Consider the following 22817-nt stretch of genomic DNA (forward strand, 5'->3'; position numbering starts at 1 on the left):
AAAAACCCGCCGGAAGCGCCTTGCTCCTCCGGCGGGGCGACCCTGAGCGCCTTCAGGGGCCTCTTTAGGCGCTCAGGGTCGACGGAGGCTCCTGCGCGATGGTGAAGCGGACCTGCGCCTGCGGGCGGTGATCCTCGGAGAGCGTGCGCCAGGTGCGCTCGGCTTCCGTGCGGCTCTCGAACGGACCCACGACCCGCTCGGTCCCCTGGACCATGCACTCGCATTCGCAGGACGTGTACTCGCCGCCAACCACCCAGAACCGTGACTTTTGCATGGCCGTTCTCCGTTCTTGAAATCGATGGACCTTCTGCATTCTTCCGCAGGGAAAGCCTCATCAAAAGGTTTACATCCGTTGACAATCTGTCCCTCAGACCCACAAACTCTGTGCATCGGCAGGGCGTCTGATGGATATAATCGCTGAAGAAGCCTTTGTTTCAATCGCTGATTTCGAAAGAAAAGTAGCCTTGTAAATTGCCGACAACCCGCGCTGAGTAAAATTGTAAAAAGATTTACAAATGGATGAGAGCAGAAAACTCTTCGTCGGCCCCCGCCTCAAGCGCCTCAGGCGCGACCTCAACCTGAGCCAGGCGCGCATGGCCGAGGAGCTCGGGCTCTCGCCGAGCTACCTGAATCTCATGGAGCGCAACCAGCGCCCCATCACCGCGCAGGTGCTCATCCGCCTCGCCCATGCCTATTCCCTCGACCCGCGCGAGTTCGCCAACGACGACCACGAGCGCACCGTCTCGGAGTTGGAGGAGGTTTTCGCCGATCCGCTGTTCCGCTCAACGCCGGTAGCGCGGCTTGAGCTGCGCGAGACCATCGAAAGCGCGCCTTCCCTCGTGGACGCCATCAACCGCCTCTACCGCGCCTATCAGGCCATGCGCGGCGCGCGGGAGGCGGTGACGCCGAACCTCAACGACCGGGACCGCGCCGAGGATGCGCCGCAGGTCAACCCGGTCGACCGGGTGCGGGAGCTGATCCACGAGGCCAAGAACCATTTCCCGGAGCTGGACGAGGCCGCCGAAGCCCTGGCCTCGGAGCTTGCGATGACCGGGCACGACCTGTTCTTCGCCATCAGCGAGCGCCTGCACGCCAGGCACGGCATCCGGGTGCGCGTGATGCCGATCGACGTGATGCCGGATTCGCTCCGCCGCTACGACCATCATCGCCGCCAGCTGCTCATCTCCGAACTGGTGGATCCGTCTGGCAGAACCTTCCAGGCCGCGTACCAGCTCGCCTTCGCCGAGATGCGCGAGACCATCGACGCGCTCGCCGCGCGGCTCGAGCCCGTCGACGGGCCGGCGCGGCGGCTGCTCAGGGTCTCCTTCGGCAATTCCTTCGCCGGCGCCCTGATGATGCCTTATGCGAAATTCCATGCGGCAGCAGAGGCCCTGGGCTATGACGTGGAGGTGCTCGGCGCCCGCTTCGGCGCGAGCTTTGAGCAGGTAGCGCACCGCCTGACGACGCTCGCCCGCCCCGGCGCGCGCGGCATCCCCTTCTTCCTGGTGCGGGTGGATTCGGCAGGCAACGTGTCGAAACGTTTCTCGTCGGGCCGCTTCCCGTTCTCGCAGTTCGGCGGAACCTGCCCGCTCTGGAACCTGCACTCGACCTTCCGGACCCCGGGCCGGGTGGCGACCCAGATCGTCGAGCTGCCGGACGGCTCGCGCTGGTTCTCCATGGCCCGCACGGTCAAGCGCGCCTTCAATCCCTGGGGTGCGCCCGATCCGCAATTCGTGGTGGGCCTCGGCTGCGAGCTGAAATACGCCCATCGCCTCGTCTATGCACGAAACCTCGACCTGTCCTCCTCCGACGCCACGCCCATCGGGATCAATTGCCGGCTGTGCGAGCGCGTCGCCTGCCCTCAGCGCGCCGCGCCGCCCCTGATGCATGCGCTGATCGTAGACGAGATGAAGCGCGGCGTCTCCCCTTTCGAGTTCGACGCGACGTGAGCTCTCAAGCCAGGCGGTCGTGCCGGTAGAAGGCGTTCGGAATTCCGTTCAGGTCCCGCATGCCCGTAAACGCCATGCCGATCTTTTCGAGCACCTTGCGGGATGCCCGGTGCTCGGCGATGGCAAAGCCGATTACGTGATCGACGGCGGCTGCACGATAGATCCACTTCAGAAGGGCATCGGCCGCCTCGGTTGCATAACCCTGTCCCCAATGCGGACGCATGAAGCTGTAGCCGAGTTCGAGTTCGCCGGTCTCGTCGAAGCGCCCGAAGCCCGCTCGCCCCAGAAACCGGCCTCGATTGTCCAGGACCTTGAACTTCGTCCAGCCGCTTGCCGCATAATCTGCACGAAAGCCTTCGAACTTCGCTTGCAGAAACGCCTCATCCCACGGCGGGTCACCCATCTGAAGAAAATGCTGCACCTCCGGCTCGCGATGCAGGGCGAGCAGAAGTGGAAAATCCTCAGGCTCCCAAGGGTGGAAGCGCAGCCGTTCGGTGGCGAGCACGGCATCCTGCCCCCGCCTCATCCTCGCCTCTTCCCGTCGAGCCAGTGATCGAGAAACCGGTCAAGCCAACGGGAGACGTGCGGGTCGTGCTGGAAGCGTCCCTCGATCTGGCGCACCCGGTCCTGCGCGCCGGGCATCTTGAGGCGTTCCTCCGCGACGACCGTCCAGCGGCAGAGCATGGCGTGCGTCACTTCCGGGTGGAACTGGAGACCGAAGGCCTTCTCGCCCACCCGGATGGCCTGGGTCGGGAAATCGTCGCCGGTGGCGAGAGTCTCGGCGCCGGAGGGGCAATCGAAGCCCTCCCGGTGCCAGTGATAGACATGGCTCGGCCAGGGAACGCCCCACTCCTCGCTCAGAGCTACCCCAGCTGTTGTCGGCAGGAGCGGATAATAGCCGATCTCGGCCCGGCCCTCCGGATGGGCCCAGACGCCGGCACCCAGATGCCTCGCCATCATCTGCGCTCCGAGGCAGAGGCCGAGATAGGGCTTGTTCTCCTTGAGGGGCACGCCGATCCAGTCGATCTCCGTCTTGATGAAATCGTCTGGGTCGTTGGCGCTCATGGGGCCGCCGAAGACAACCGCTCCGGCGTGCTCCGCAAGCGTCTCCGGCAACGGATCGCCGAAGCGAGGACGGCGGATGTCGAGGGGATAGCCGCGCTCCAGGAGCAGACGCCCGACCCGGCCGGGAGTCGAATGCTCCTGGTGCAGGATGATGAGAACCGGTGCCTTGGATCGCCGCCTAGGCATGGGATCGGTCCGATGCAGCGGCGTTCATGAAAGGAGGGAAACGGCAACGCGAGGACATTGGCCGATTATTCAGGACAATGCCTTGCCTTCGCAAGAGGGTTTGGTAAGAGGGTTTGGAAGGCGGCACCTAGCCTCCCGACCGACGATGAAGCTGGTTCAGATAGCGCTCGGCCACGTCCCAAGCCGGCCTTTCGCCGACGAGGATCTGCGCGTTCAGGGCCTGGGAGCCTTGGAAAGTTTGAAACCTCCCTAACGTCAGCAGACGGTCCTAAGCGATCTCGTTCTAGGCATTTGGGCCCCTGTCAGCCTAACTTCGGCCTCTATAATGATATCATGGATCGGCAGGGCTCCAGGGCCTTTTGCATCGAGGCGCAAAAGTGATAGAAGCGTCTGAGTCTCAAGGCTTGAAGTCCAAAACCTCCAGGGCATCTGTAGCGTGTTGTGAAAAACACTCTCCCAGCGCCTCGTGTGAAAGAAAGTAAGACCGTGACTGATGGCGTAATGAGCGATGGCGATCTCAATGGCCTGCGAATCCTTGTCGTTGAGGACGAGGCCGCGATTTCCCTGCTGCTGGAAGACATGCTGCTCGATTTCGGCTGCGAGGTGATCGGCCCGGCGGCCCGGCTGTCGGCGGCCCTCGAGGCTGTGACGCGCGAAAAGGTTGATCTGGCCATTCTCGACGTGAACGTGGCCGGCGAGCCGATCTATCCAGTGGCCGAGGCCCTGGCGCAGCGCTCGATCCCCTTCGTGTTCTCCACAGGCTACGGCAGCGCCGGCATCCGCGACGCTTTCCGCGACCGCCCCGTCCTGCAGAAACCTTTTGCCCAGCACGACCTGAAGCAGAAGCTCCTCCTGGCCCGCGGCGCAACGGCCTGATCCCGGCCTTGTGCCGCGAAGCATGCCCGTCCCTGTGGTGCGAATGTCGCATCATTCACCTTGTGTTCCAAAACACATCATCGCCGATATGAATCGACTTTGATCCTAGGCACTTGCTGCTAAGCTCAGGTAACGTTAGAGCAGGTATCCTTCGATCAAGTTGGTCTTTCATGTCTTTACGAGCGTTGAAACTGCTGGCCGCGACGAGCGCCCTGGCCCTCTGTCTGGTTGAGGCGCAGGCACAGTCTCCCGTGCCGCGTCAGGCGCCTGCTGCAGGCGCCATCGTGGCAGCCAAGGGCGGCGAAGAGATGCGCTTCGTGCGCGAGGATCTCTGGCGCGCGGCCTCGATCCAGCAGAATGTGGTGGGCGGCGATACCCTGCGCACCAATGAGATCGGCAATCTCGCCATCCTCTTTTCCGACCAGACCCAGATCCGCGTCGGGCGCAACTCGACCCTCACCGTCAACGACGTGGCCGGCGGCGCGACCGGCAACACCCAGCTCAGTCTGCAGAGCGGCAACATCTGGGCTCGTGCAGCCCGCGGCGGCTCGGGGGTCGACGTCAAAACGCCCGCGGCCGTCGCCGCGATCCGCGGCACCGACTGGTCGCTCTCGGTCGAGGGAAGCCGCACCTCGCTCATCGTGCTCGAAGGCGTGGTACAGCTCTCCAACGCGCAGGGCTCCGTGACGGTGCGCCAGGGCGAAGGCGCGGTCGCCACCATCGGCCAGGCGCCCACGAAGTTCATTCTCACGAACTCGAACGACCGCGAGCAGATGCTCTTTTACATGAGCCTGCGCGATACGTTCTCCTCCATCTCCACCTCGCCTCTGGCCGGTCCAGCCCTGCGGGCGGAGCGTGGCCGGATCGCGGCGATCCGGCCGGAGGCGCGCAGCGCCGAGGACTGGCTAAGCCTGGCCGAAGTGGCCCCATCCCTCGATGGACGCACGGTTGCGGCCGAAGCCTTGGCCCAGGCGCGAAGCCGGGGCCTGAGCGCTTCTCAGCGCGCCCGTGCCGACCTGGTGGAGGCGGCTCTCCTGGGCTCGCAGCATCGCTGGTCGGAAGCGGCTGCGCTGTTCGCCAGGGCCGAGCGGGGTGTCGATCCGAAGCGGCGCATCTTCGCTGCTTACGGGCGCTACATCGCCCAATCCCTGGCCGATCCGAAGCGGGCCTATCCGGAACCCAGGATCGCCCTCAACGATCCTTTCGCCGTCCTGGCTCATGCCTATATCGTCGCCTTCCGGAAGGATCTTCAGGCCGCGGCCGAAGTGCTGAAGGACGGGCAGCGGCGCTTTCCCAACGATGCGCGCCTCGCCATGACGGCGGCGCAGATCGCCTACGCCCTCAACCGGCGTGAGGAGATGCGGGACGCCATCGCCCGCGCCAAGGCTCTCGATCCGGACGATCCGGAGGTGATCGCCGCCGACAGCAGCATCCGCGGTGACATCGACGGCGAGGTCAACGCGGCCGTCGAGGCCCTGCGCCGGGCTGCGGCCATCGCGCCGGGCAACTCCAATGTCTGGAACACCCTCGGCCTGTTCGAGTCCGACCGGGACCGGCCCCTCGCCGCCGAAGAAGCCCTGCGCCGCGCCATCGAGGCGGATCCGGGCAGCCCCGTCTCTTATGCCAATCTGGCGATCCTGCTGCTCGACCAGAGCCGGGTCGACGAGGCGGGCGCCCTGATCGACAAGGCGCTGTCCCTCGATCCGGCCTTCAGCGTGGGCTACATCGCCCGCGGCCGCTATCTGCTGCAGAAGGGTGAGTCCTCCAAGGGGCTCGAGGCCATCCTGGCCGGATCGGCGGCCAATCCCGGTCTGTCGCAGGGCCTGCTCATGGCGGCCGTCGCCTATTACCAGAACGGCGATGAGGAATTGGCCGATCAGGCCCTCGACAATGCTGACCGGCTCGATCCGAACGACCCGGTCGTCGCGAGCTTCCGCACCGCCATCGCCATCGACCAGTATCAGGCCGATCAGGCCGTGCTGGCCGCCCGCGAAGCTGTGCGCCGCTATCGCCAGCGGGGGGGCGATTTCGCAGGCCTCGCCATCAACAAGGAGGGCGGCTCCTACCCGGCCCAGGCCTATCGCTTCCTGAACCTCAACGAGTGGTCGCGCTTCTATGGCGATCGGGTGTTCGATCCCTTCAGCGCCTCGACCTATTTCGATCTGGCGGCTGTGGAGCGTCCGAACCTCATCACGGGCAAGCCGGACATTGCCAATATCGAAAGCGGTGTCGCTGCGGATCTCACGGCCCTCAACCTCACGATCCAGGGCTTGTTCTTCGATCCGCTCGCCGTTTCCGGCCGCATCGGCCGCATCGACCTGCTCCGCCGCCCCTTCCTCGACACGGAGGTCGGCGGCTCGCTCCTGCACCGCGACGGCCGCATCGGCTGGGGGGCGGACGCCACGGTCCAGGGCTTCTCGAACGAGCCGCTTCCGACCTCCTTCAGTCTCACGGCCAGCCGTGCCAAAGCGAACGGGCGCGATACCATCAACCGCGAGGAGGTGGACAATGCCTCCTTCTTCGTCGGCGTTGCCCCATCGGCTGCCGACCGTTTCCTGGTGTTCGGCGCTGCGTCGCGACTGGATCCGCCGCTCGCGCGCATCAGCACCGCGACCAATGTCTTTCAGGGTCGGCAGAACACCACCGCCGTGCTGGGTGGCGCCGGCTGGAGCCACAGCTTCAGCGACCGCAACGTGCTCACGGGAGCTGTTTTCGGCCTGAACGGCGTGGACCGGCGCTTCACCGATACGGCCAGCGCCGAAATCCCCGGCTTCATCGTCGGCGGCCGCACATGGGACCGCAACAGGACCGAAGGCGTCTCGGCGGCTCTCTCGCACATGATCGGCTTCGGGGACCTGACCCTCCATTACGGCCTCGAGGCGCAGCGCGGACGAAGCATCGCCCGCAGCGTCGGCCGCTCCTACCTCTACAACATCGGCACCGACACGTTCGACTTCACCGACATCGACGAGCTGACCGACGTGAGCTTCAACGGCACGCGCCTCTACGCGGATGCCTTCTGGCGCCCCTTCGACTGGTTCGAGGCAGAGGCCGGGGTCGAGCGCAGCGCCATCAAGGTCGAGGGACAGCCGGAGGACGACACCGTGTCCCCCCGTATCGGCGTTGGGATCTCGCCTTTCGAGGGACAATGGCTGCGGGCGGCCTATCGGCAGGACGTAGTGCCGCCGATTGCCTTTACCTTGGCACCGGTGACCACCGTGAGTCTCGTGCCGAATGCCCTTCCGACGGCATTGGGTGCGGAGACCACGACCCTTGCGCTGCGCTGGGATGCGGAATGGTCGCCTTACGTCTTCACCTCCGTCGAATATCAGCGTCAGGATGCAGAGAATCTGAGCCTTCCGATCGCCTATGGATTCGACAACATCGACATCGGGAAGGCGCGGATCGAGCGTCTCGCTGCGTCGGCCAACCTCTGGCTCACCCATGGCATCGGCGTGTTCGGCACCATCGGCACGATCTCGTCGGAGGTGCGTTCAGAGGAAGCGCGTGGCGCCGACGTGCCCTTCGTCGCCGGCAGGTTTGCCCGCGCAGGCTTCACCTTCGTGCATCCGAGCCGACTCCGGTTCACCCTTGCCGGAACCTTCGTGAGCGATATCACCGGCAATCTCGCAGGTCGTGCGATCGACGATTACTGGACGGCCGATGCCGCCTTGACCTGGGAAACGCCCGACCGCCGCCTCCTTTTCGGTCTGAGCGTGCTCAACATGCTCGACGAAGATTACGAGCTGGCCCCCGATATCAGCGGGCCGGGGCGCACCCTCGAGGCAAGCATCAAAGCCAGGTTCTGAGGTGAGCCAGAACGAGAGAGCTTTACGGGATCACAGCGGCGGAGAGCCTCCCTGGCGCCACTTCGCCATGGCCGGGATCATCGCGGCGCTGCTGATCCCATTCCTGTTCTTCTCGCCGTTCCGTCTCATCGAGGCACGGCTCTATGACCTTCTGTCGGTGATCGCGCCGCCGGGCCCGGCGCAGCCGGGGGCCGTGGTGGTGGCCATCGACGAGCCCTCCATCGGCGAGATCGGCCAGCGGTGGCCCTGGTCGCGGGAGATCCATGCGAAGCTCGTGGAGAGCCTGCGTGTGGCGGGGGCAAAGGTCATCGCCTTCGACATCGTCTTCGCCGACCCTTCCGCCGAGGAGGCCGATGCCTCTTTCGCCAAGGCTCTCGGCCCCGACGTGGTTCTGGCGGCGGACGACGTCACCACGATGTTGAACCAGGGCGTTCAGGTCACCCGGGTCTATCCGCTCGATCCTTTTCTCGATGCGGGAGCGGCGGCGGGCGTCGCGTCGGTTCACCTCGACGGAGACGCCTATCTGCGCCGCATGCCGGACATGCGGGACAGCTTCGCCGGCGAGGCGCTGCGACTGGCCGGAAATTCTAAACCGGCTCCTCCGGAGGGAGCGCTGATCCAGTATTTCGGACCCGCCTACACCTATCCCCGAGTCTCCTATTACCAGGCCCTGAATCCGGCGGACTTTCTGCCGCCCGGCTATTTCAAGGATCGGATCGTTCTGGTGGGCCTGAGCCTGAAGCAGGCGACCTCCGCGGATATCGGCACACCCGATGCGTTTCCCACGCCCTACACCCTGACCGAGGGCACGCTCACCCCAGGCGTCGAGGTGCAGGCCAATATCCTCGACAATCTCCGCCACGGCCTCTACGTGCTCCCCGTGCCGCGTTCCGCCATGATGCTCCTCGTGATCGCCGGAGCCTTCCTGGCAGCGGCCTTCTCCCGGCATGGCGTCACGTGGCGGACGGGCCCCGCCGCCGTCTTCGTCCTTGCCTTCTTCATGGTCGGAGCCTGGGCTCTGCTCCGGTTCGAACGGGTCTGGGCCCCGCCCGCCCTGCCCGCCGCAGCGGCGCTGGCTGTGTTCGGAACCCGCTTCGGCCTCGATTACGCCCGTGAACGGCACCTGCGGCGCACGGTGTCGGAGGCTTTTTCGCGCTACCTGTCGCCGGATCTCGTGGCGCAGCTCGCGCGCGATCCCAGCGCCCTGAAGCTGGGGGGCGAGCGGCGCAACCTGTCGATCCTGTTCTGCGATGTGCGCGGCTTCACGACCCTGTCGGAGAAGCTCAAGGACGAGCCGGAGCATCTGACCACGCTCATCAACCGTCTCCTCGATCCGCTCTCTGAAGCGGTGCTCGCGGAAGGCGGCACCATCGACAAGTATATCGGTGACTGCGTGATGGCGTTCTGGAACGCGCCCTTGGCCAGTCCGGACCATCCCCTGCGGGCCGCGCGGGCTGCCCTGCGCATGCTGGAGGCTGTCAAGATTCTCAATGCGGAGCTGCGGCAGGAAGAGGGAGATGCCGCGCCCGCCTTCGCCATTGGCGTCGGCATCAACACCGGCGACTGCGTGGTCGGCAATGTGGGATCGCGCTGGCGCTACGACTATTCCGTGCTCGGCGATACGGTGAACCTCGCCTCGCGCCTGGAGAGCCTGTCGAAGGAATACGGCGTCTCGATCGTGCTCGGTCCTGCCACGGCAAAGGCCTTGCAGGACCATTTCGTGCTCATCGAACTCGACCGCATCGCCGTCAAGGGGCGAACCGAGAAATCCGCGATCTTCACCATCGTCGCCCCGGCCGGGCAGTCTCAGGACCCGGCGCTTGCGGAACTGACGGAGCTGCATCCCACGCTGCTCGATACGATCAGTGCAGGAAAGCGGGTGGAAGCCCTGGAACTCGTTCAGCACTGCCAGACGCTCGCTCCCTCCCTGTCGAACTACTACAAGAAGCTGATGGTCAAGGCGGCGGCGATCCCGGAATGAATATGCAAATGATTAGCAAGTAAAAACAATGTCTTGCGCTTGAAGAAACAGGCTCTATAAGGTCGCCTCGTTTCCTCGCTTAAGCCAACTTTCAAGTGTCGCGCCATGGACAAGATTCGAAAACTTGCCATTGGCAGCATATTCGTCGGAACCGTCGTTTTCGTCCTGAAATATGCCGCCTATTACATCACAGGCAGCATTGCGCTCTATTCCGACGCCCTGGAGAGCATCATCAATGTAGTGACGGCGGTGGCGGCCTTCATGGCCGTTCGCCTGAGCGCCGCGCCGGCGGATGCCAACCACCCCTACGGCCACCACAAGGTGGAGTATTTCTCGGCCGTTCTCGAAGGCGTGCTGATCATCGTCGCAGCGCTCGCCATCCTGCGGGAGGCCTATTTCGGATTCCTCGCGCCGAAAATGATCGACGCCCCGATGGAAGGCCTCGCCATCAACGCGGTAGCTAGCGTGATCAACGCGGTGTGGTCCTGGGCTTTGATTCATCATGGACGGCGCTTGCGCTCCCCCGCTCTTGTGGCGGACGGACGCCATCTGTTCACCGATGTGGTCACATCGGCCGGTGTCATCATCGGTCTTCTGCTCGTTCCGTTCACCGGATGGCACTGGCTCGACTCCGCCCTTGCCGCCTTTGTCGCCGTCAACATTCTCTGGTCGGGCTGGGGACTCATCAAGGAGAGCATCGGCGGTCTCATGGACGAGGCTCTGCCCGAGGGAACCCTTGCCCGCGTCCGCGAGATCATCGCCGTCAACGCCGAAGGCGCCATCGAGGCGCACGACCTGCGCACCCGCCATGCCGGTAAGATGACCTTCATCGATTTCCATCTCGTCGTGCCCGGCGCGATGAGCGTGATCGAAGCTCACGACATCTGCGACCGTCTGGAGCGCGCTCTCAAGGCCGACGTCGAGGATGCGCTCATCACGATCCATGTGGAACCCGATAACAAGGCGAAGCACGCGGGCATCGTGGTTCTCTAGGCGAGTGGGCCCTCAAGAAGCAATCTTCAGTAGATCGTAAACATATCTTTGCTTCTGCTCCCGCTCCGAAAGAAAATTAAGAAAGACTTACTTCAGCGATAGGTATTAACCGTAATAGATCATGCAAGTCTTACCGGTTACAAACAGGCAGCCTGGATAAGCGCGTCGTGGGGGCGCGCGCCTCCCGCGGCGATGCGGGCAGGACATCGACAATCAATGCGTGCCTTGAACAACCTCAGAATCATTGCAAAGCTCATCGTCCCGGTCGTCGTGATGGTCGCTGTCACCATTGGCCTCATCATCTTCGCGAAGTCAGGTCTCGATACCCTCGCCGAGGACACCCAGCAGATCGTCGACGTGCATGCGGCCCGACGCAGCATGGCCCTGGATATCAAGGCCCATGTGAACGAGGCAGCGATCCAGGAGAAGAACCTGATCATCGAAAAGCGCTTTCAGGAAATGGCCGTCTACGAGTCGGCCTTCAGGGAAGCCAAGGCAGAAGCCTTGAAGGACCTGGATACCTTGATCGCGCTCTCGGATACGCCGGAGCGGCGCGCGACCAACGAGCAGGTGAAGAAGATCGTCGAAGACTACTTCGCCATCATGGGCAGGACCATTGCCCATGCCCAGCTCAACGAAGGCGAGGAAGCCTTCAAGCTCTCGAGCGGCGAAGGCCGAGACTTGCGCCATAAGGCCTCGCAGGCGCTCGACGAGCGTGCCGAAGCCAATGCCGTGGCTCTCGAACGGGCCAAGTCCAATGCGGCATCTCTTGCATCGTTCACGTCAAACGAGTTGATCATTGCCTCTGCTGTCGGCCTGACGCTGGCGATTGCTCTGCTGGGGGTGATCACGATTTACGGGGTGACGCGACCGCTCAACGGCATGACCTCTGCCATGGAGCGGCTGGCCAACGGCGACCTTGCGATCGAGGTGGTGGGCACCGCCCGCAAGGACGAGGTGGGCCTTCTCGCCCGCTCGCTGCAGGTGTTCAAGGACAATGCCATCGAAGCGCGCCGTCTCGCTGCGGCCCAGGACGCCGACAACCAGGCCAAGATGCGCCGCGCCGAGGCCCTCGACCAGCTCACCCGGCGCTTCGAGAGCAACGTCTCGGCTTTGACCCAGGGCCTGTCCTCGGCCGCCACCGAGATGGAGGCCACCGCCCAGTCCATGACGGCAGTCGCCGGGCAGACCACCCAGCAGTCGGTCACCGTCTCGTCTGCCGCCCAGCAGACCTCCGCCAACGTGCAGACCGTGGCGGCTGCCACGGAGGAGCTGTCGATCTCGATCCGCGAGATCGCCTCCCAGGTGGCGCAGTCCTCGCAGATTGCCGACCGGGCCGTGCAGGGCGCCCGTCGCACCGATGCGGCAGTGCAGGATCTGGCCACCACCGCCAGCCGCATCGGCGACGTGGTGCAGCTGATCAACACCATTGCCGGCCAGACCAACCTGCTGGCGCTCAATGCCACGATCGAGGCGGCGCGCGCAGGTGAAGCCGGCAAGGGATTTGCCGTGGTGGCGACCGAGGTGAAGGAGCTGGCGAGCCAGACGGCCAAGGCCACGGAGGAGATCTCGGCGCAGATCGGCTCGGTGCAGCAGGCGACCCAGCAGACGGTCTCCGCGATCCAGGAGATTGCCCGCACGATCACCGAGATGAGCCAGATCTCGACCTCGATTGCGGCAGCCATGGAAGAGCAGGGCGCCGCCACCGCCGAGATTGCCCGCAACGTGCAGGAAGCGGCCCGCGGCACCGAAGCCGTGACCGGCAGCATCGTGGACGTGCAGCACGGAGCCGGCGAGACCACCTCGGCCGCTGGCCAAGTGCTCGGCGCCGCCCAGGAGCTGTCGCGCCACTCCAACGATCTCTCCAGGGAGGTCGCCGACTTCCTCCACGGCGTCAAAGCCGCATAGGAGCGGCTTCTCACTTTTCCGTGCCCAACCCGTACCGCAAAAGACCCGGCAAATGTTTGCCGGGTCTTTTTCTTTGCCGCTACGCTGAAACAAGCACCCGCCGAGCGCTTTTTTACTATGACGGGTCGTGATCCAAACCTGGAAGTACCCGTCACGGAAAACGGTTCGGCATGATGCTCTGAGTGGGTTCTTCACGGACGCCGATCCCAAAGCCTGATAAGCCGGGCACCCGCCTCGGCCTGAATGGATGGAGGCTCGCATAGCGATTTCGAATGGGCTGACCGCCCCCTCCACGTTGAGAATTTGAGCGTTGGAGGCAGCCTTCAGCTCGACAATCTGGAATCTATGACCGGTTCAAACCGGATGAACGTCAATGACGCGTGACCTCGAGTCACCGCGGGCCCATTTCCCTTCGTGGAATGGGCCCGTTTGCTTGGCCCGGTGCCAACAACACGAAAGGCGCCCGAAGGCGCCTTGTCGATGAATTTCCCGAATGAGAAAATGGAGCGGGCGAAGGGATTCGAACCCTCGACCCCAACCTTGGCAAGGTTGTGCTCTACCCCTGAGCTACACCCGCACGCTCCGTCTCAGATCCAGCAGGATGGTGGAGCCAGGCGGAATCGAACCGCCGACCTCTTGAATGCCATTCAAGCGCTCTCCCAACTGAGCTATGACCCCCTGCCATTCCTTCCCATCTTCAGCGATGGTCACCGCCAAGGATGGGAATGGTGCCGCAAGAGGGATTCGAACCCCCGACCCCCTCATTACGAATGAGGTGCTCTACCAGCTGAGCTATTGCGGCATCGCAAATGTTGCGATCCGAGAGGCCGCCCTCTTACCCCCTCCCCCGACGCTTGGCAAGGCGGGAAAGGGCGGAATGCTCCTACCAGACCGAAAAAGCGCTGCGGCGCACGGCCGCCTCTTCCTTGGGTTTCGGCACATCCGGCGGCGTGGCCGGGAAGACGACCGGTCCCGGCGGCGGAAGAGGCGTATCCTCCTTCACCGGCTCTCCGGAACTCAAAGCGGCCTTCAGCTCGTTCTTCAGGACGTCGGGTTCCGGCTCGGGGAGCGGGTCTCGCGGGGCAGCAGGCTCGGGTGCAAGTTCAGGCGCAGGCATGGCCGGCAGCGGCCTCGGCTCGTCGTCGAGATCCGCCGTCACGTCATCGTGCAGGGTGAGTTCCGGGGCGACCAGCACATCCGGTGGCGCCTGCCAGACGAAAGCGTCGAGGCGGCCGGTGACGGGGGAGATCGGCAGCCAGCGGTCGGACACCACCCCGTCGGCGATCCAGGCCGGATCCCGCGGCGCGCGGGTGGCCCGGGCGAGCCATTCGCGGCCCTTGCCCGTGGAGCCGTGCTCGGCCTGCTCCAGGTCGGACATGAGGAGGCAGACCCGCATGCTCGGCCGGTCCTGCAGAAGCGGCTCAAGCGCGTCGCGGGCACGGTCGAACTCGCGCGCCTCGAGAGCCGCGCGGGCCACCGCCAGCCGCCCTTCCGGCGCGCCGCCGGAAAGCCGCATGAGGGTTTCGGCCCGCTTGAGCCGGTCGAGACCGGAATCGCCTGGGCGCAGGTTGAGATACACATCCGCCAGGTCCGGATGCGGCAGGCTGCGCCAGGCCGCCTCCACCACCTTGGCCGCCCTGCGCAGATCGCCCTTGCGCGACAGGAGGCGACCGGCCATCGCCGCTGCCGGCACGAGATCGGGCGCGAGCCTCACCGCATCCTGGGCACTTCTGAGGGCCCCATCGGAATCGTGGTCTACCCGCTCCAGGGCATCGGCCGTAAGCAGGACGGCACGATGGCGCTTGGCCGTGGCCTTGTTCAGCAGCCCGAGAGAGGCGCGCCGCTCGACCGCCTCCAGAGCCCCGCGCCAGTCGTGGTCGGCGCAACGCGCCTCGAGAACCGCATCGCTCGCCCAGGCGGCGGCCGGCGCGAGACGAACCGCCTCAGAAGCGTATTGCTGGGCTGCACCGGTATCCCCCCGGCGCCGGGCCTCGACGAAGAGGCCGCGCAGGCCGAGCACCCGGGTCTCGTCCTCTTCCATCATCTGGGTGAAGGCAGCCTCGGCCGCATCGCGATTGCCGGAGACCTGGGCCGCCTGAGCCTTGAGCAGGAGCGTCAGGGGCTCACGGCCCAGCAGGCGCTCGGCCTCGTTGGCATAGCGGCGGGCGGCGATGGTGTCGCCCGCACCGACCGCCACCATGCCCCGGGAAACGGCCTGGTAGCCCCGGGAACGGCGGCGCGCCCGCGAGGCGAAGGTGAGGCGGGAGGGCAGATGCAGGATGCCGGAGACCAGGGACCAGAGCAGCGCCAGAAAAAGCGCGAGACCCGTGAGCGCGATGGCGGCGACCGCCACCGACATCTGGATCTCGTAGCCCGCGAAGGTGATCAGAACCGTACCGGGCCGGTCAGCCAGCCAGACGGCACCGAAGGCCGCGACGCAGAGAAGACCGATGAAGACGAGAGCGCGCCACATGCTGGGCTGATCCTTTTATTGCGTCGTGCGGTTGAGGGTGGCGAGAGCATCGGCGCTGAGACCTTGAGCGGCCTGATGCGCCTGGGCGACAGCCTTGACCTGCCGGCCCCACTCCTCGGAGAGCCGCCGCGACGGTTCCGGCAGGGCATCCCAGGCGGCAGCCGCTTCCACCACGTCGCCGCGCTCCAGGGCCTGCCGGATGCGGGCGACGAGAGCGGAGACGCCGGTGCCGTCCTGACCGTTCACCGGCCTGACGGTCACCACCCGATCCGCCATGCGCAGGATCCGGTCGGTCCAGCCCTCGGCGGGCCCACGGCTCTCGCGCAGGATCGCCGTCTCGACAGGCTCGAAGCTCCGTGCCAGTTCAGCCGCCGTCGGAGCCCCCTGCTGGGCGAAGGACTCCAGGGGCACCACGCGGGAGGGATCGCTGCCGGCTTTCTTCACGCCGTCGAGCACGTCCGCATAGGGCGTGCCGCTTTGCAGGGCATCGTTCAGACGCCCCGCCAGGACCACTCGCGTTCCGGTCTGGCCTGCCGCCTCGGCATTCCGGACGTTCTCGGTTGCCTGCTGGGACAGCGCGGCAAGACGCTGCTCCTGATCGCCGAAGCGACGGTCCGTATCTGCGAACCGGCGGCCGGTTTCCGCCAGTTGGCGATCGAGATCGGCCAGGCGCCGGTCGGATTCCGTGAAGCGTTGCTCCCGTTCTCCGAAGCGGCGATCCAGATCCGCGATCCGCCGGTCGAGCTCTTGCGTGACGTTCGCCGCATTCGTCGCGTTCTGCGCGTTCGAACGGACCTGCTCCTCAAGTGCCGCGAGGCGGTTGGAGAGATCGGTGATCGCGGCATCGTTCTGGGGAGAGGCCTGAGGCGGAGGCGCCTCTGGCACGGGACGGTTCAGGGCTTCCTGCGCCTGCGACGCCGCCTGCCGGGCGCTGTCCTGGATCGCCTGAAAGCGCTGGTCGATCTCGCCTCTGGCGGTTTCGAGAGCCTGGATGCGACCCTCCAGCGCCTGGGTGTTGCCCTGCGGTTGACCGGGGGCTGTCGGCTGCCTGAGCGCATTCACGCGCTGCTCCAGCTGGGCGATTCGCGGATCATTTTGGGCAGGCGCCGCCTGCCAGATCTGCAATCCATAGACGAGCCCCGCGCCGACGAGGCCGCCGAGCAGGCTTGACCCGAGAAGGGCGCCGGCGGAGCTGCGCCGCTCGGGCGGCGGGGTCACGGTATCCCCCCGTATCCCTGATGGGGAAGCCTCCTGGAAGGAGGTATCGCTTGAACGGGTATCCGGCCCTGCCGGCTCCTCGAGGGCGGCTTGGGAGGGCAGCGTATCGGTGCCCGTCCCTGAATCGAGACTGGTTTCCGGGGACGCCACGACGTCCTCGGCCGGAGGCTCGCTGCTGCTGGCGATGGTCTCCTCGGCGTTCGCAGCCGGCAGGGTGTCCGCCGACGCGGTCTCCGTGGCACGAACCTCGTCGCTGGTCTCCTGGCCAGTGGTTTCTTGGCCAGTGGTCTCCTGGGCAGCATTCTCCTCGGCAGCAGCCTCGGGACGGGCCTGGACGGCGCCGTCGTCGATCACGGTCGCCTTCAGGTCGATGGTGGCCGGCTCGCGCGAGGATTTTCTGCGGGAGGATTTCGGGCGTCGAGGATCAGATGAATTGGTCACGGGTCACTCTTGCAGGGTCGCCGTTGGGCGAGGTCTTCAAAAGGGCAGTGTGATAGGCAATTGAGGCAAGCTTGGGCGCAGCGTTTCGTTCCCTTACAGACGCACGATCGTCCAGAAACGGCAGACGCGTCGGACCATGAGCCTTTCCTCACGACAAAGATCCCTTGTGCGGGATCCTCGATGAAGCGAGGGCGACGGTCATGGGAGCCTGTCGAGAAGCGCGAGCAGCGCTTCTTCCGACGGATCTCCCGCCACGAAGGTCGTGGCGCCTGCCGATCTCAGGGGCGCGGCCACATCGGCCGAGAGGCAGAGATGGTGAAGAGCCAGAAGGCTCGATGCCAGTCCGGCCTCCTCTGCCAGCCGGACGACGAGATCCGCGCTCCGCCGTGAATAATGGAGCGCGGCGGCGATTTGGCCAGTGCGCAGGGCGTCTGCGGCACTCTCCGGCAGATTATCGACCGCCTTCGCCTCGTAGGCTTCCCATTGCAGGATCGTGAACCCGGCAGCCCGCAGGGAGGCCGCCGGCTCCTCCTTGTGGTGGCGCGCCGTCACGTGAAGCAGCGTCAGGCCGGGCGGCAGGGTCTCGCGAATCAGCCGCGACAGGGAGACGGCATCGCCTTCCGCCACGGCGACGTCGGCAAAGCCTGCCGCGCGTACGGCCTGAGCCGTGCGCTCGCCCACGGCGAAGACGGGCTTCGTCCGATCCAGCGAAGCAAGAGCCTCTTCCGCATGGGCGCTGGTGACGATCAGGGTGTCATAAGGATTGCTCGGCGCCGGATCGCCCGTCGGCACGATCCGGGTTACGGGCGCGAGGCAGGCTTCGTGTCCGCGCGCCGCGAGCTTTTCCGCCGTACGTTCGGCATCGCCGCCTGAGCGGGTGACGAGAATCCGCATCAGGCTTTGAGGAAATCGGGCGGCATGCGCGCGCGCAGCTCAGCTCCGGCCTCACGCCCGAGGGCCACCGCATCATCCGGTGCGCCGCGGCGAACGGCCTCCAGGCTCTCCGACCCGTCCGGGCGCAGCACGAGGCCGCGGAGTTCGAGATCGCCGCCGATCAGCCGCGCATGGCCCGCGATGGGGGTGCGGCAGGAGCCGTCGAGGATGGTGAGGAAGGCCCGCTCGGCCGCGAGCGCTTGACCGGTGGGCCCGTCGAGAATCGGCTGCAGCGCCGCACGCACCCGCTCGTCCTCGGCCCGGATGGCGATGGCGATGGCGCCCTGCCCGACTGCGGGCAGGAAGTCGTCCGTCTCGAGGATTGTGGTCACGTGGTCGGTAAGACGTAAACGGCGCAGGCCTGCCATGGCGAGCAGCGTCGCATCGACCTCGCCGCGTTCGAGCTTGGCCAGCCGCGTCTGCACGTTGCCGCGCAGCAGCGTGACCTGAAGATCCGGCCGCAGGCGCCGAACTTGAGCCTGTCGCCTCAAGGACGCGGAGCCCACGACGGCCCCTTGCGGCAGATCCGCGAGGCTCTTGAAGCGATGGCTGATGAAGGCGTCGCGCACGTCCTCGCGCGGCAGGAAGCCGGCGATCGCGATGCCCTCCGGCAGGGTCGTCGGCAGGTCCTTGGCCGAATGGACCGCGAGGTCGATGGAGCCTTCGAGCAGGGCGATGTCGAGTTCCTTGGTGAAGAGCCCCTTGCCGCCGGCCTCGGAGAGAGGCCGGTCTTGAATCGCGTCGCCCGTGGTCTTGATGATCGACAGGGGCAGGTGCTCGACAGTCCAGCCATGGGCGGCGACCAGCCGGTCTTGCGTCTCGTGGGCCTGAGCCAGCGCCAGCGGGCTGCCTCGCGTGCCGATGACCAGGGTAGGGGAAGAGGCCATTCCGGTTCTGCTCTCCTGAAGAATGATTTCGGCGTTTGATCTTGTGCGGCGCGGCGGACTATAGGGGGAGGAGCGCCGGGCCGGAAGTCCGGACAACACCTTAATCGAGACGGCCACCGATCATGCGCATTCTAGGCATCGAGACCACCTGCGACGAGACCGCCGCCGCCGTGGTGGGCGTCGGCTTCGACGGACGGGGCGAGATCCTCTCCAACGAGGTCCTGAGCCAGATCGCCGAGCACGCCCGCTATGGCGGCGTGGTGCCGGAGATCGCGGCGCGCGCCCATGTGGAGGTCATCGACCGCCTGATCGTACGCGCGCTGAAAAGCGCGAACTGCTCGGTGAAGGACATCGACGGCATCGCGGTGGCGGCCGGCCCCGGCCTGATCGGCGGCGTGCTGGTGGGGCTCACCACGGCAAAAGCCATCGCGCTCGTGACCAGAAAACCCTTGATGGCGGTGAACCATCTCGAAGCCCATGCGCTGACCGCGCGGCTCACCGATGGCATCGGCTTTCCCTACCTGCTGCTGCTCGCCTCCGGCGGCCACACCCAGCTCGTGGCGGTGCGCGGCGTCGGCGATTACGTGCGCATCGGCACCACCATCGACGACGCCATCGGCGAGGCCTTCGACAAGGTCGCCAAGATGCTGGGGCTGGGGTATCCCGGCGGCCCGCATGTGGAGCGCGAGGCTGCGAAGGGAAATCCAGAGCGCTTTGCCTTCCCGCGCCCGATGCAGGGCCGGAAGGAACCGAACTTTTCGCTCTCCGGCCTCAAGACTGCTGTCAGGATCGAGGCGGAAAAGATCGCGCCGCTCACCGCCAGCGACATTGCCGATCTCTGCGCGAGCTTCCAGGCGGCCATCGTCGATGTGGTGGTCGACCGCACCCGCGTGGGGCTGCGCGCCTTCCGCGACATCGCCGGTCATCCGGCGGCGCTGGTGGTGGCGGGGGGCGTTGCCGCCAACCAGGGCATGCGCCAGGGGCTGCAGCGTCTCGCGGTCGAGGCCGGCCTCAAGCTCGTGGCGCCGCCCTTGCACCTGTGCGGCGATAACGGCGCCATGATCGCGTGGGCCGGTCTTGAGCGCATGCGGCTCGGCCTCATCGACGATATCGGCGCCCCGGCCCGCGCCCGCTGGCCCCTCGACACCAGCCGCGACGAGGCGGGAGCGAAGGCCTAATGGCATCGCCACCGATCGGCATTGCTGGAGCCGGTGCCTGGGGAACGGCGCTCGCCAATGCGGCCGCCGCAGCCGGCAACGACGTGGTTCTCTGGATGCGCTCGCCCGAGCAAGCTGAGACATTGGCGCAGACGCGCACCAACGAGCGCTGCCTACCCGGTGTGAAGCTTCACGAACGCATCAGGCCGACCGCCGATCCGAGCGAACTCGCCTCCTGTCACGCCGTCCTCCTCGTCACGCCCGCGCAGACCACGCGCGAGGTGACAGCGGCACTGTCCCGCGTGCTGCTGCCCGCAACCCCTCTTGTGCTCTGCGCCAAGGGTATCGAGCGCGCGAGCGGGGCCTTCCTCTGCGACGTGGTGGAAGAGGTGCGTCCGGGCTCGGCCGTTGCCGTGCTGTCGGGTCCCAGCTTCGCCCATGACGTGGCCCGCGGCCTGCCGACCGCCGTGACCCTCGCCTGCCGGGACGCGGCGCTGGCCGAAGAGCTTGCCAACGCGCTCTCGGGTCCCGCTTTGCGCATCTATCACCGAGGCGACGTGCGCGGGGTCGAGATCGGCGGCGCGGCCAAGAACGTGCTCGCCATCGCCTGCGGCGCAGTGGCGGGAAAAGGCCTCGGCGAGAGCGCCAAGGCGGCCCTCATCGCCCGCGGCTTCGCCGAGCTCCTGCGCTTTGCCCGCGCCTATGGCGGCGAGCCTGAGACCCTCATGGGGTTGTCCGGCCTCGGCGATCTGGTGCTGACCTGCTCCACGGCGCAGTCGCGCAACTTCGCCTTCGGCCAGCGCCTCGGCCAGGGCCTGAGCGTCGAAGAGGCCGCCGGCGGCAAGCTGGTGGAGGGTGCGACGACCGCAAGCGCCCTGGTGGCTTTGGCCCGTACGAAAAATATCGACATGCCGATCGCGGAGGCGGTCGAGCAAGTCCTTTCCGGCGCATGGACCCTCGATCAGGCGGTCGATGCGCTGATGAACCGTCCGGTCAAATCCGAGCACTGAAGCGAAACCCGAAGAAGATTTCGCAAAACGAACGAAGGGGTAAAGCACCATGGCGCACTGGCTCTACAAGTCCGAACCTTCCGTCTGGTCCTGGGAGGCGCAAGTCGCCGAAGGCAGCAAGGGCACCCATTGGAACGGGGTGCGCAACCACGTCGCCAAGCAGAACCTGATGGCCATGAGATTAGGCGAGCAGGGCTTCTTCTACCATTCCAACGAAGGCAAGGCGGTGGTCGGCATCGTCGAGGTGATCCGGGAATACTACCCCGACCACACGGACGAGACGGGCAAGTTCGGCATGGTCGACATCAGGGCCGTGAAGGCTTTTCCCAAGCCCGTGACCCTGGACGACATCAAGAAAGAGCCACGGCTTAAGGACATGATCCTCGTCAACAATTCCCGCCTCTCGGTGCAGCCGGTGACGGACGAGGAATGGGCGATCGTGTGCCGGATGGGCGGGCTGTAAGGTCAACTACGCCGCCCGACAGGCGCCTGCGCGATTTCAAGCTGTCGCCGAAGCCCTCGTTGACGTATCCTGTCCCGGCGCGATCCCTGGGCATGGAGAGCCCGGCAACCGGAGGGTTTCGAATGGCCGGCGGCGACGACATGGCGAGGACGATCCTCCGCAACAAGCTTCTCGGCCGGTGGGCGGCCGGGAAGCTCGGGCTCACGGGCCAGGATGTCGAAGCCTATTCCGACGCCCTCGCCAGGGCCGCGGCCAATCCCGCGCACAGCGATGTGTTCACCAGGATCCGCAAGGATTTCGACGCCGCGGGCATCGAGGAATCGGACGCACGGATCCTGCATGTCATGACCGAACTCACGCTCAAGGCCGGAAACCTGATGCCGACGGCCAGTGGGGATTCCGTCGATGCCGCAGCCTTGACGCTCGCGCGCAAACTCACGTCGCAGTGAATCCGGCTGCCGATTTTTCGTAGGGCGGCGCCATCATCGCCTTCGCTGTTCACGGGCGATCCTTGTGGATGCGCGCTGTCTGAAAGCGTACAGTCGGCGTGCGGGCCGGGGCATTCGTCTGTGTCATTCGCAGGAGACGCTTAACGGAGGACTGAGCCATGCACGCTGTGATCAGAACCTATTCCGGTGAAGGAGCGAGGGAACTCTTTGATGTGCTGGAGCAGCGCAGGCAGGATGTCGAAAGCCTGATACGAACGGTCAAGGGATTTGTCGGGTACTCCCTGATCCGCACCGGCGATGGCGGCATCTCTGTTACGATCTGTCAGGACAAGGCGGGCGCGGATGAGAGCGTTCAGAAAGCCAAGGACTGGATCGGACAGAATGCGTCGAACATCAGCGCGAGTGCACCAAAAGTGTCCGAAGGTCCGGTCATTCTTCACTTGAAATAGTCGAGAGCCGGGGCGGTCGGGCTGTAGCCTTCCCTGTCATTCCCGCCCGGAGATGGCGAACCCATCGCAGGGGAAGGGAATCCATAGCGCTGCGCTTGGACTTGGATCCCCTTCCCTCGCCTTCGGCTCGCCGGGGATGACATCCTCACGGTCATGGCCGGACTTGTTCCGGCCATCCACGTCTTGAACCATCGCAAAAGTCGTGGATCCCCGGGGCAAGCCTTGGGGATGACGTTGGGGAGTTCAGCTTCTCATGCCCACCCAGCCGCTTGCGCACCGTACCCCCCAAAAGGAGCAACGACCAAAGTCCGATCCCCGCCCCGCTTGCCCGAACCCTCTCTCTTTCCGTAAACCTAGACCTAAATTCATCATGGAAGCGTCTGGGAGAAGCGCCATGGAAGAGAAGATCTACGACGTGCCGTCCGAGTGGAGCCACCGCGCCTATCTGGATGAGGCGGGCTACCGGGCGAAGTACGAGGCTTCGATCAAGGACCCGGAGGCCTTCTGGGCCGAGGAAGCCAGGCGTATCCATTGGTTCAAGCAGCCGACCCGGATCAAGAACACCAATTT

Annotated in this window: 19 protein-coding genes and 3 tRNA genes; 12 read left to right on the forward strand and 10 right to left on the reverse strand. The window is 65.5% G+C overall.

Annotation, left to right across the window (positions count from 1 at the left end):
• Positions 1-64 precede the first annotated feature (64 nt).
• Positions 65-274 carry a DUF4170 domain-containing protein gene (locus ILT44_RS26810; RefSeq protein WP_204242668.1) on the reverse strand — a complete coding sequence of 70 codons (210 nt, stop codon included), beginning with the start codon at positions 272-274 and terminating at the stop codon, positions 65-67.
• A 241-nt stretch (positions 275-515) separates the two neighbouring features.
• Here ILT44_RS26810 and ILT44_RS26815 point away from each other — a divergent pair, with 241 nt between their 5' ends.
• Positions 516-1949, forward strand: a complete 1434-nt coding sequence (locus ILT44_RS26815; protein WP_204242669.1) for a helix-turn-helix domain-containing protein — start codon at positions 516-518, stop codon at positions 1947-1949.
• A gap of 4 nt (positions 1950-1953) precedes the next feature.
• Here the strand turns inward: ILT44_RS26815 and ILT44_RS26820 are convergent, their stop codons facing one another.
• Both ILT44_RS26820 and ILT44_RS26825 read right to left on the reverse strand, forming a co-directional pair.
• Complete coding sequence (locus ILT44_RS26820; RefSeq protein WP_204242670.1) at positions 1954-2475, reverse strand: GNAT family N-acetyltransferase; 522 nt, start codon at positions 2473-2475, stop codon at positions 1954-1956.
• Entirely contained in the window at positions 2472-3200 is a 729-nt protein-coding gene (locus ILT44_RS26825) for a glutamine amidotransferase (protein ID WP_204242671.1), read from the reverse strand. Before ILT44_RS26825 ends, ILT44_RS26820 begins: the two co-directional genes overlap by 4 nt.
• A gap of 501 nt (positions 3201-3701) precedes the next feature.
• Here ILT44_RS26825 and ILT44_RS26830 point away from each other — a divergent pair.
• From ILT44_RS26830 to ILT44_RS26850, 5 genes are all read left to right on the forward strand, one after another.
• On the forward strand, positions 3702-4076 hold the full coding sequence (locus ILT44_RS26830) for a response regulator (RefSeq protein WP_239468570.1): 375 nt from the start codon (positions 3702-3704) through the stop codon (positions 4074-4076).
• A 170-nt stretch (positions 4077-4246) separates the two neighbouring features.
• Positions 4247-7885: a FecR domain-containing protein gene (locus ILT44_RS26835; protein WP_204242673.1), complete on the forward strand. Its 3639-nt coding sequence runs from the start codon at positions 4247-4249 to the stop codon at positions 7883-7885.
• Between the two features lies 1 nt (position 7886).
• Complete coding sequence (locus ILT44_RS26840; RefSeq protein ID WP_204242674.1) at positions 7887-9866, forward strand: CHASE2 domain-containing protein; 1980 nt, start codon at positions 7887-7889, stop codon at positions 9864-9866.
• Positions 9867-9971: 105 nt separating this feature from the next.
• A complete protein-coding gene (locus tag ILT44_RS26845) occupies positions 9972-10859 on the forward strand; it encodes a cation diffusion facilitator family transporter (protein WP_204242675.1) in 888 nt (295 codons plus the stop codon).
• 216 nt (positions 10860-11075) lie between these two features.
• Positions 11076-12767 carry a methyl-accepting chemotaxis protein gene (locus tag ILT44_RS26850; protein ID WP_204242676.1) on the forward strand — a complete coding sequence of 564 codons (1692 nt, stop codon included), beginning with the start codon at positions 11076-11078 and terminating at the stop codon, positions 12765-12767.
• 502 nt (positions 12768-13269) lie between these two features.
• Here ILT44_RS26850 and ILT44_RS26855 read toward each other — a convergent pair.
• The 7 genes from ILT44_RS26855 to hemC form a co-directional block, all read right to left on the reverse strand.
• Positions 13270-13344: transfer RNA gene (locus tag ILT44_RS26855), tRNA-Gly, on the reverse strand.
• Positions 13345-13369: 25 nt separating this feature from the next.
• Positions 13370-13445 (reverse strand) — tRNA-Ala (locus ILT44_RS26860).
• Between the two features lie 48 nt (positions 13446-13493).
• A tRNA-Thr gene (locus ILT44_RS26865) sits at positions 13494-13569 on the reverse strand.
• 81 nt (positions 13570-13650) lie between these two features.
• Positions 13651-15240: a heme biosynthesis protein HemY gene (locus ILT44_RS26870; protein WP_204242677.1), complete on the reverse strand. Its 1590-nt coding sequence runs from the start codon at positions 15238-15240 to the stop codon at positions 13651-13653.
• A 15-nt stretch (positions 15241-15255) separates the two neighbouring features.
• Positions 15256-16899 (reverse strand): hypothetical protein, encoded by a 1644-nt coding sequence (locus tag ILT44_RS26875; protein ID WP_204242678.1) that lies wholly within the window; start codon positions 16897-16899, stop codon positions 15256-15258.
• A gap of 198 nt (positions 16900-17097) precedes the next feature.
• Positions 17098-17793 carry a uroporphyrinogen-III synthase gene (locus ILT44_RS26880; RefSeq protein WP_204242679.1) on the reverse strand — a complete coding sequence of 232 codons (696 nt, stop codon included), beginning with the start codon at positions 17791-17793 and terminating at the stop codon, positions 17098-17100.
• Positions 17793-18719, reverse strand: coding sequence for a hydroxymethylbilane synthase (hemC, locus tag ILT44_RS26885; RefSeq protein ID WP_204242680.1), 927 nt, complete (start codon positions 18717-18719; stop codon positions 17793-17795). The genes ILT44_RS26880 and hemC overlap by 1 nt, the downstream gene beginning before the upstream one ends.
• 122 nt (positions 18720-18841) lie before the next feature.
• Here hemC and tsaD point away from each other — a divergent pair, with 122 nt between their 5' ends.
• From tsaD to ILT44_RS31225, 6 genes are all read left to right on the forward strand, one after another.
• Complete coding sequence (gene tsaD, locus ILT44_RS26890) at positions 18842-19897, forward strand: tRNA (adenosine(37)-N6)-threonylcarbamoyltransferase complex transferase subunit TsaD (RefSeq protein ID WP_204242681.1); 1056 nt, start codon at positions 18842-18844, stop codon at positions 19895-19897.
• Complete coding sequence (locus ILT44_RS26895) at positions 19897-20886, forward strand: NAD(P)H-dependent glycerol-3-phosphate dehydrogenase (protein WP_204242682.1); 990 nt, start codon at positions 19897-19899, stop codon at positions 20884-20886. Before tsaD ends, ILT44_RS26895 begins: the two co-directional genes overlap by 1 nt.
• Before the next feature lie 49 nt (positions 20887-20935).
• Complete coding sequence (locus ILT44_RS26900; RefSeq protein WP_204242683.1) at positions 20936-21349, forward strand: EVE domain-containing protein; 414 nt, start codon at positions 20936-20938, stop codon at positions 21347-21349.
• Positions 21350-21471: 122 nt separating this feature from the next.
• Entirely contained in the window at positions 21472-21798 is a 327-nt protein-coding gene (locus tag ILT44_RS26905; protein ID WP_204242684.1) for an ATPase inhibitor subunit zeta, read from the forward strand.
• Positions 21799-21956: 158 nt separating this feature from the next.
• Positions 21957-22247 (forward strand): hypothetical protein, encoded by a 291-nt coding sequence (locus ILT44_RS26910; RefSeq protein WP_204242685.1) that lies wholly within the window; start codon positions 21957-21959, stop codon positions 22245-22247.
• 394 nt (positions 22248-22641) lie between these two features.
• Positions 22642-22817: acetyl-coenzyme A synthetase N-terminal domain-containing protein (locus ILT44_RS31225; protein ID WP_239468572.1), on the forward strand; the 176-nt coding region annotated here is incomplete at its 3' end.

Origin of the sequence: Microvirga arvi, assembly GCF_016892765.1 — a bacterium.
Lineage (GTDB): Bacteria > Pseudomonadota > Alphaproteobacteria > Rhizobiales > Beijerinckiaceae > Microvirga > Microvirga arvi.

What these genes read in the sequence shown, in the direction of transcription:
- ILT44_RS26810 (WP_204242668.1), bottom strand. Translation starts at nt 274, where the DNA reads ATGCAAAAGTCACGGTTCTGGGTGGTTGGCGGCGAGTACACGTCCTGC.
- ILT44_RS26815 (WP_204242669.1), top strand. Translation starts at nt 516, where the DNA reads ATGGATGAGAGCAGAAAACTCTTCGTCGGCCCCCGCCTCAAGCGCCTC.
- ILT44_RS26820 (WP_204242670.1), bottom strand. Translation starts at nt 2,475, where the DNA reads ATGAGGCGGGGGCAGGATGCCGTGCTCGCCACCGAACGGCTGCGCTTC.
- ILT44_RS26825 (WP_204242671.1), bottom strand. Translation starts at nt 3,200, where the DNA reads ATGCCTAGGCGGCGATCCAAGGCACCGGTTCTCATCATCCTGCACCAG.
- ILT44_RS26830 (WP_239468570.1), top strand. Translation starts at nt 3,702, where the DNA reads ATGAGCGATGGCGATCTCAATGGCCTGCGAATCCTTGTCGTTGAGGAC.
- ILT44_RS26835 (WP_204242673.1), top strand. Translation starts at nt 4,247, where the DNA reads ATGTCTTTACGAGCGTTGAAACTGCTGGCCGCGACGAGCGCCCTGGCC.
- ILT44_RS26845 (WP_204242675.1), top strand. Translation starts at nt 9,972, where the DNA reads ATGGACAAGATTCGAAAACTTGCCATTGGCAGCATATTCGTCGGAACC.
- ILT44_RS26850 (WP_204242676.1), top strand. Translation starts at nt 11,076, where the DNA reads ATGCGTGCCTTGAACAACCTCAGAATCATTGCAAAGCTCATCGTCCCG.
- ILT44_RS26870 (WP_204242677.1), bottom strand. Translation starts at nt 15,240, where the DNA reads ATGTGGCGCGCTCTCGTCTTCATCGGTCTTCTCTGCGTCGCGGCCTTC.
- ILT44_RS26880 (WP_204242679.1), bottom strand. Translation starts at nt 17,793, where the DNA reads ATGCGGATTCTCGTCACCCGCTCAGGCGGCGATGCCGAACGTACGGCG.
- hemC (WP_204242680.1), bottom strand. Translation starts at nt 18,719, where the DNA reads ATGGCCTCTTCCCCTACCCTGGTCATCGGCACGCGAGGCAGCCCGCTG.
- tsaD (WP_204242681.1), top strand. Translation starts at nt 18,842, where the DNA reads ATGCGCATTCTAGGCATCGAGACCACCTGCGACGAGACCGCCGCCGCC.
- ILT44_RS26895 (WP_204242682.1), top strand. Translation starts at nt 19,897, where the DNA reads ATGGCATCGCCACCGATCGGCATTGCTGGAGCCGGTGCCTGGGGAACG.
- ILT44_RS26900 (WP_204242683.1), top strand. Translation starts at nt 20,936, where the DNA reads ATGGCGCACTGGCTCTACAAGTCCGAACCTTCCGTCTGGTCCTGGGAG.
- ILT44_RS26905 (WP_204242684.1), top strand. Translation starts at nt 21,472, where the DNA reads ATGGCCGGCGGCGACGACATGGCGAGGACGATCCTCCGCAACAAGCTT.
- ILT44_RS26910 (WP_204242685.1), top strand. Translation starts at nt 21,957, where the DNA reads ATGCACGCTGTGATCAGAACCTATTCCGGTGAAGGAGCGAGGGAACTC.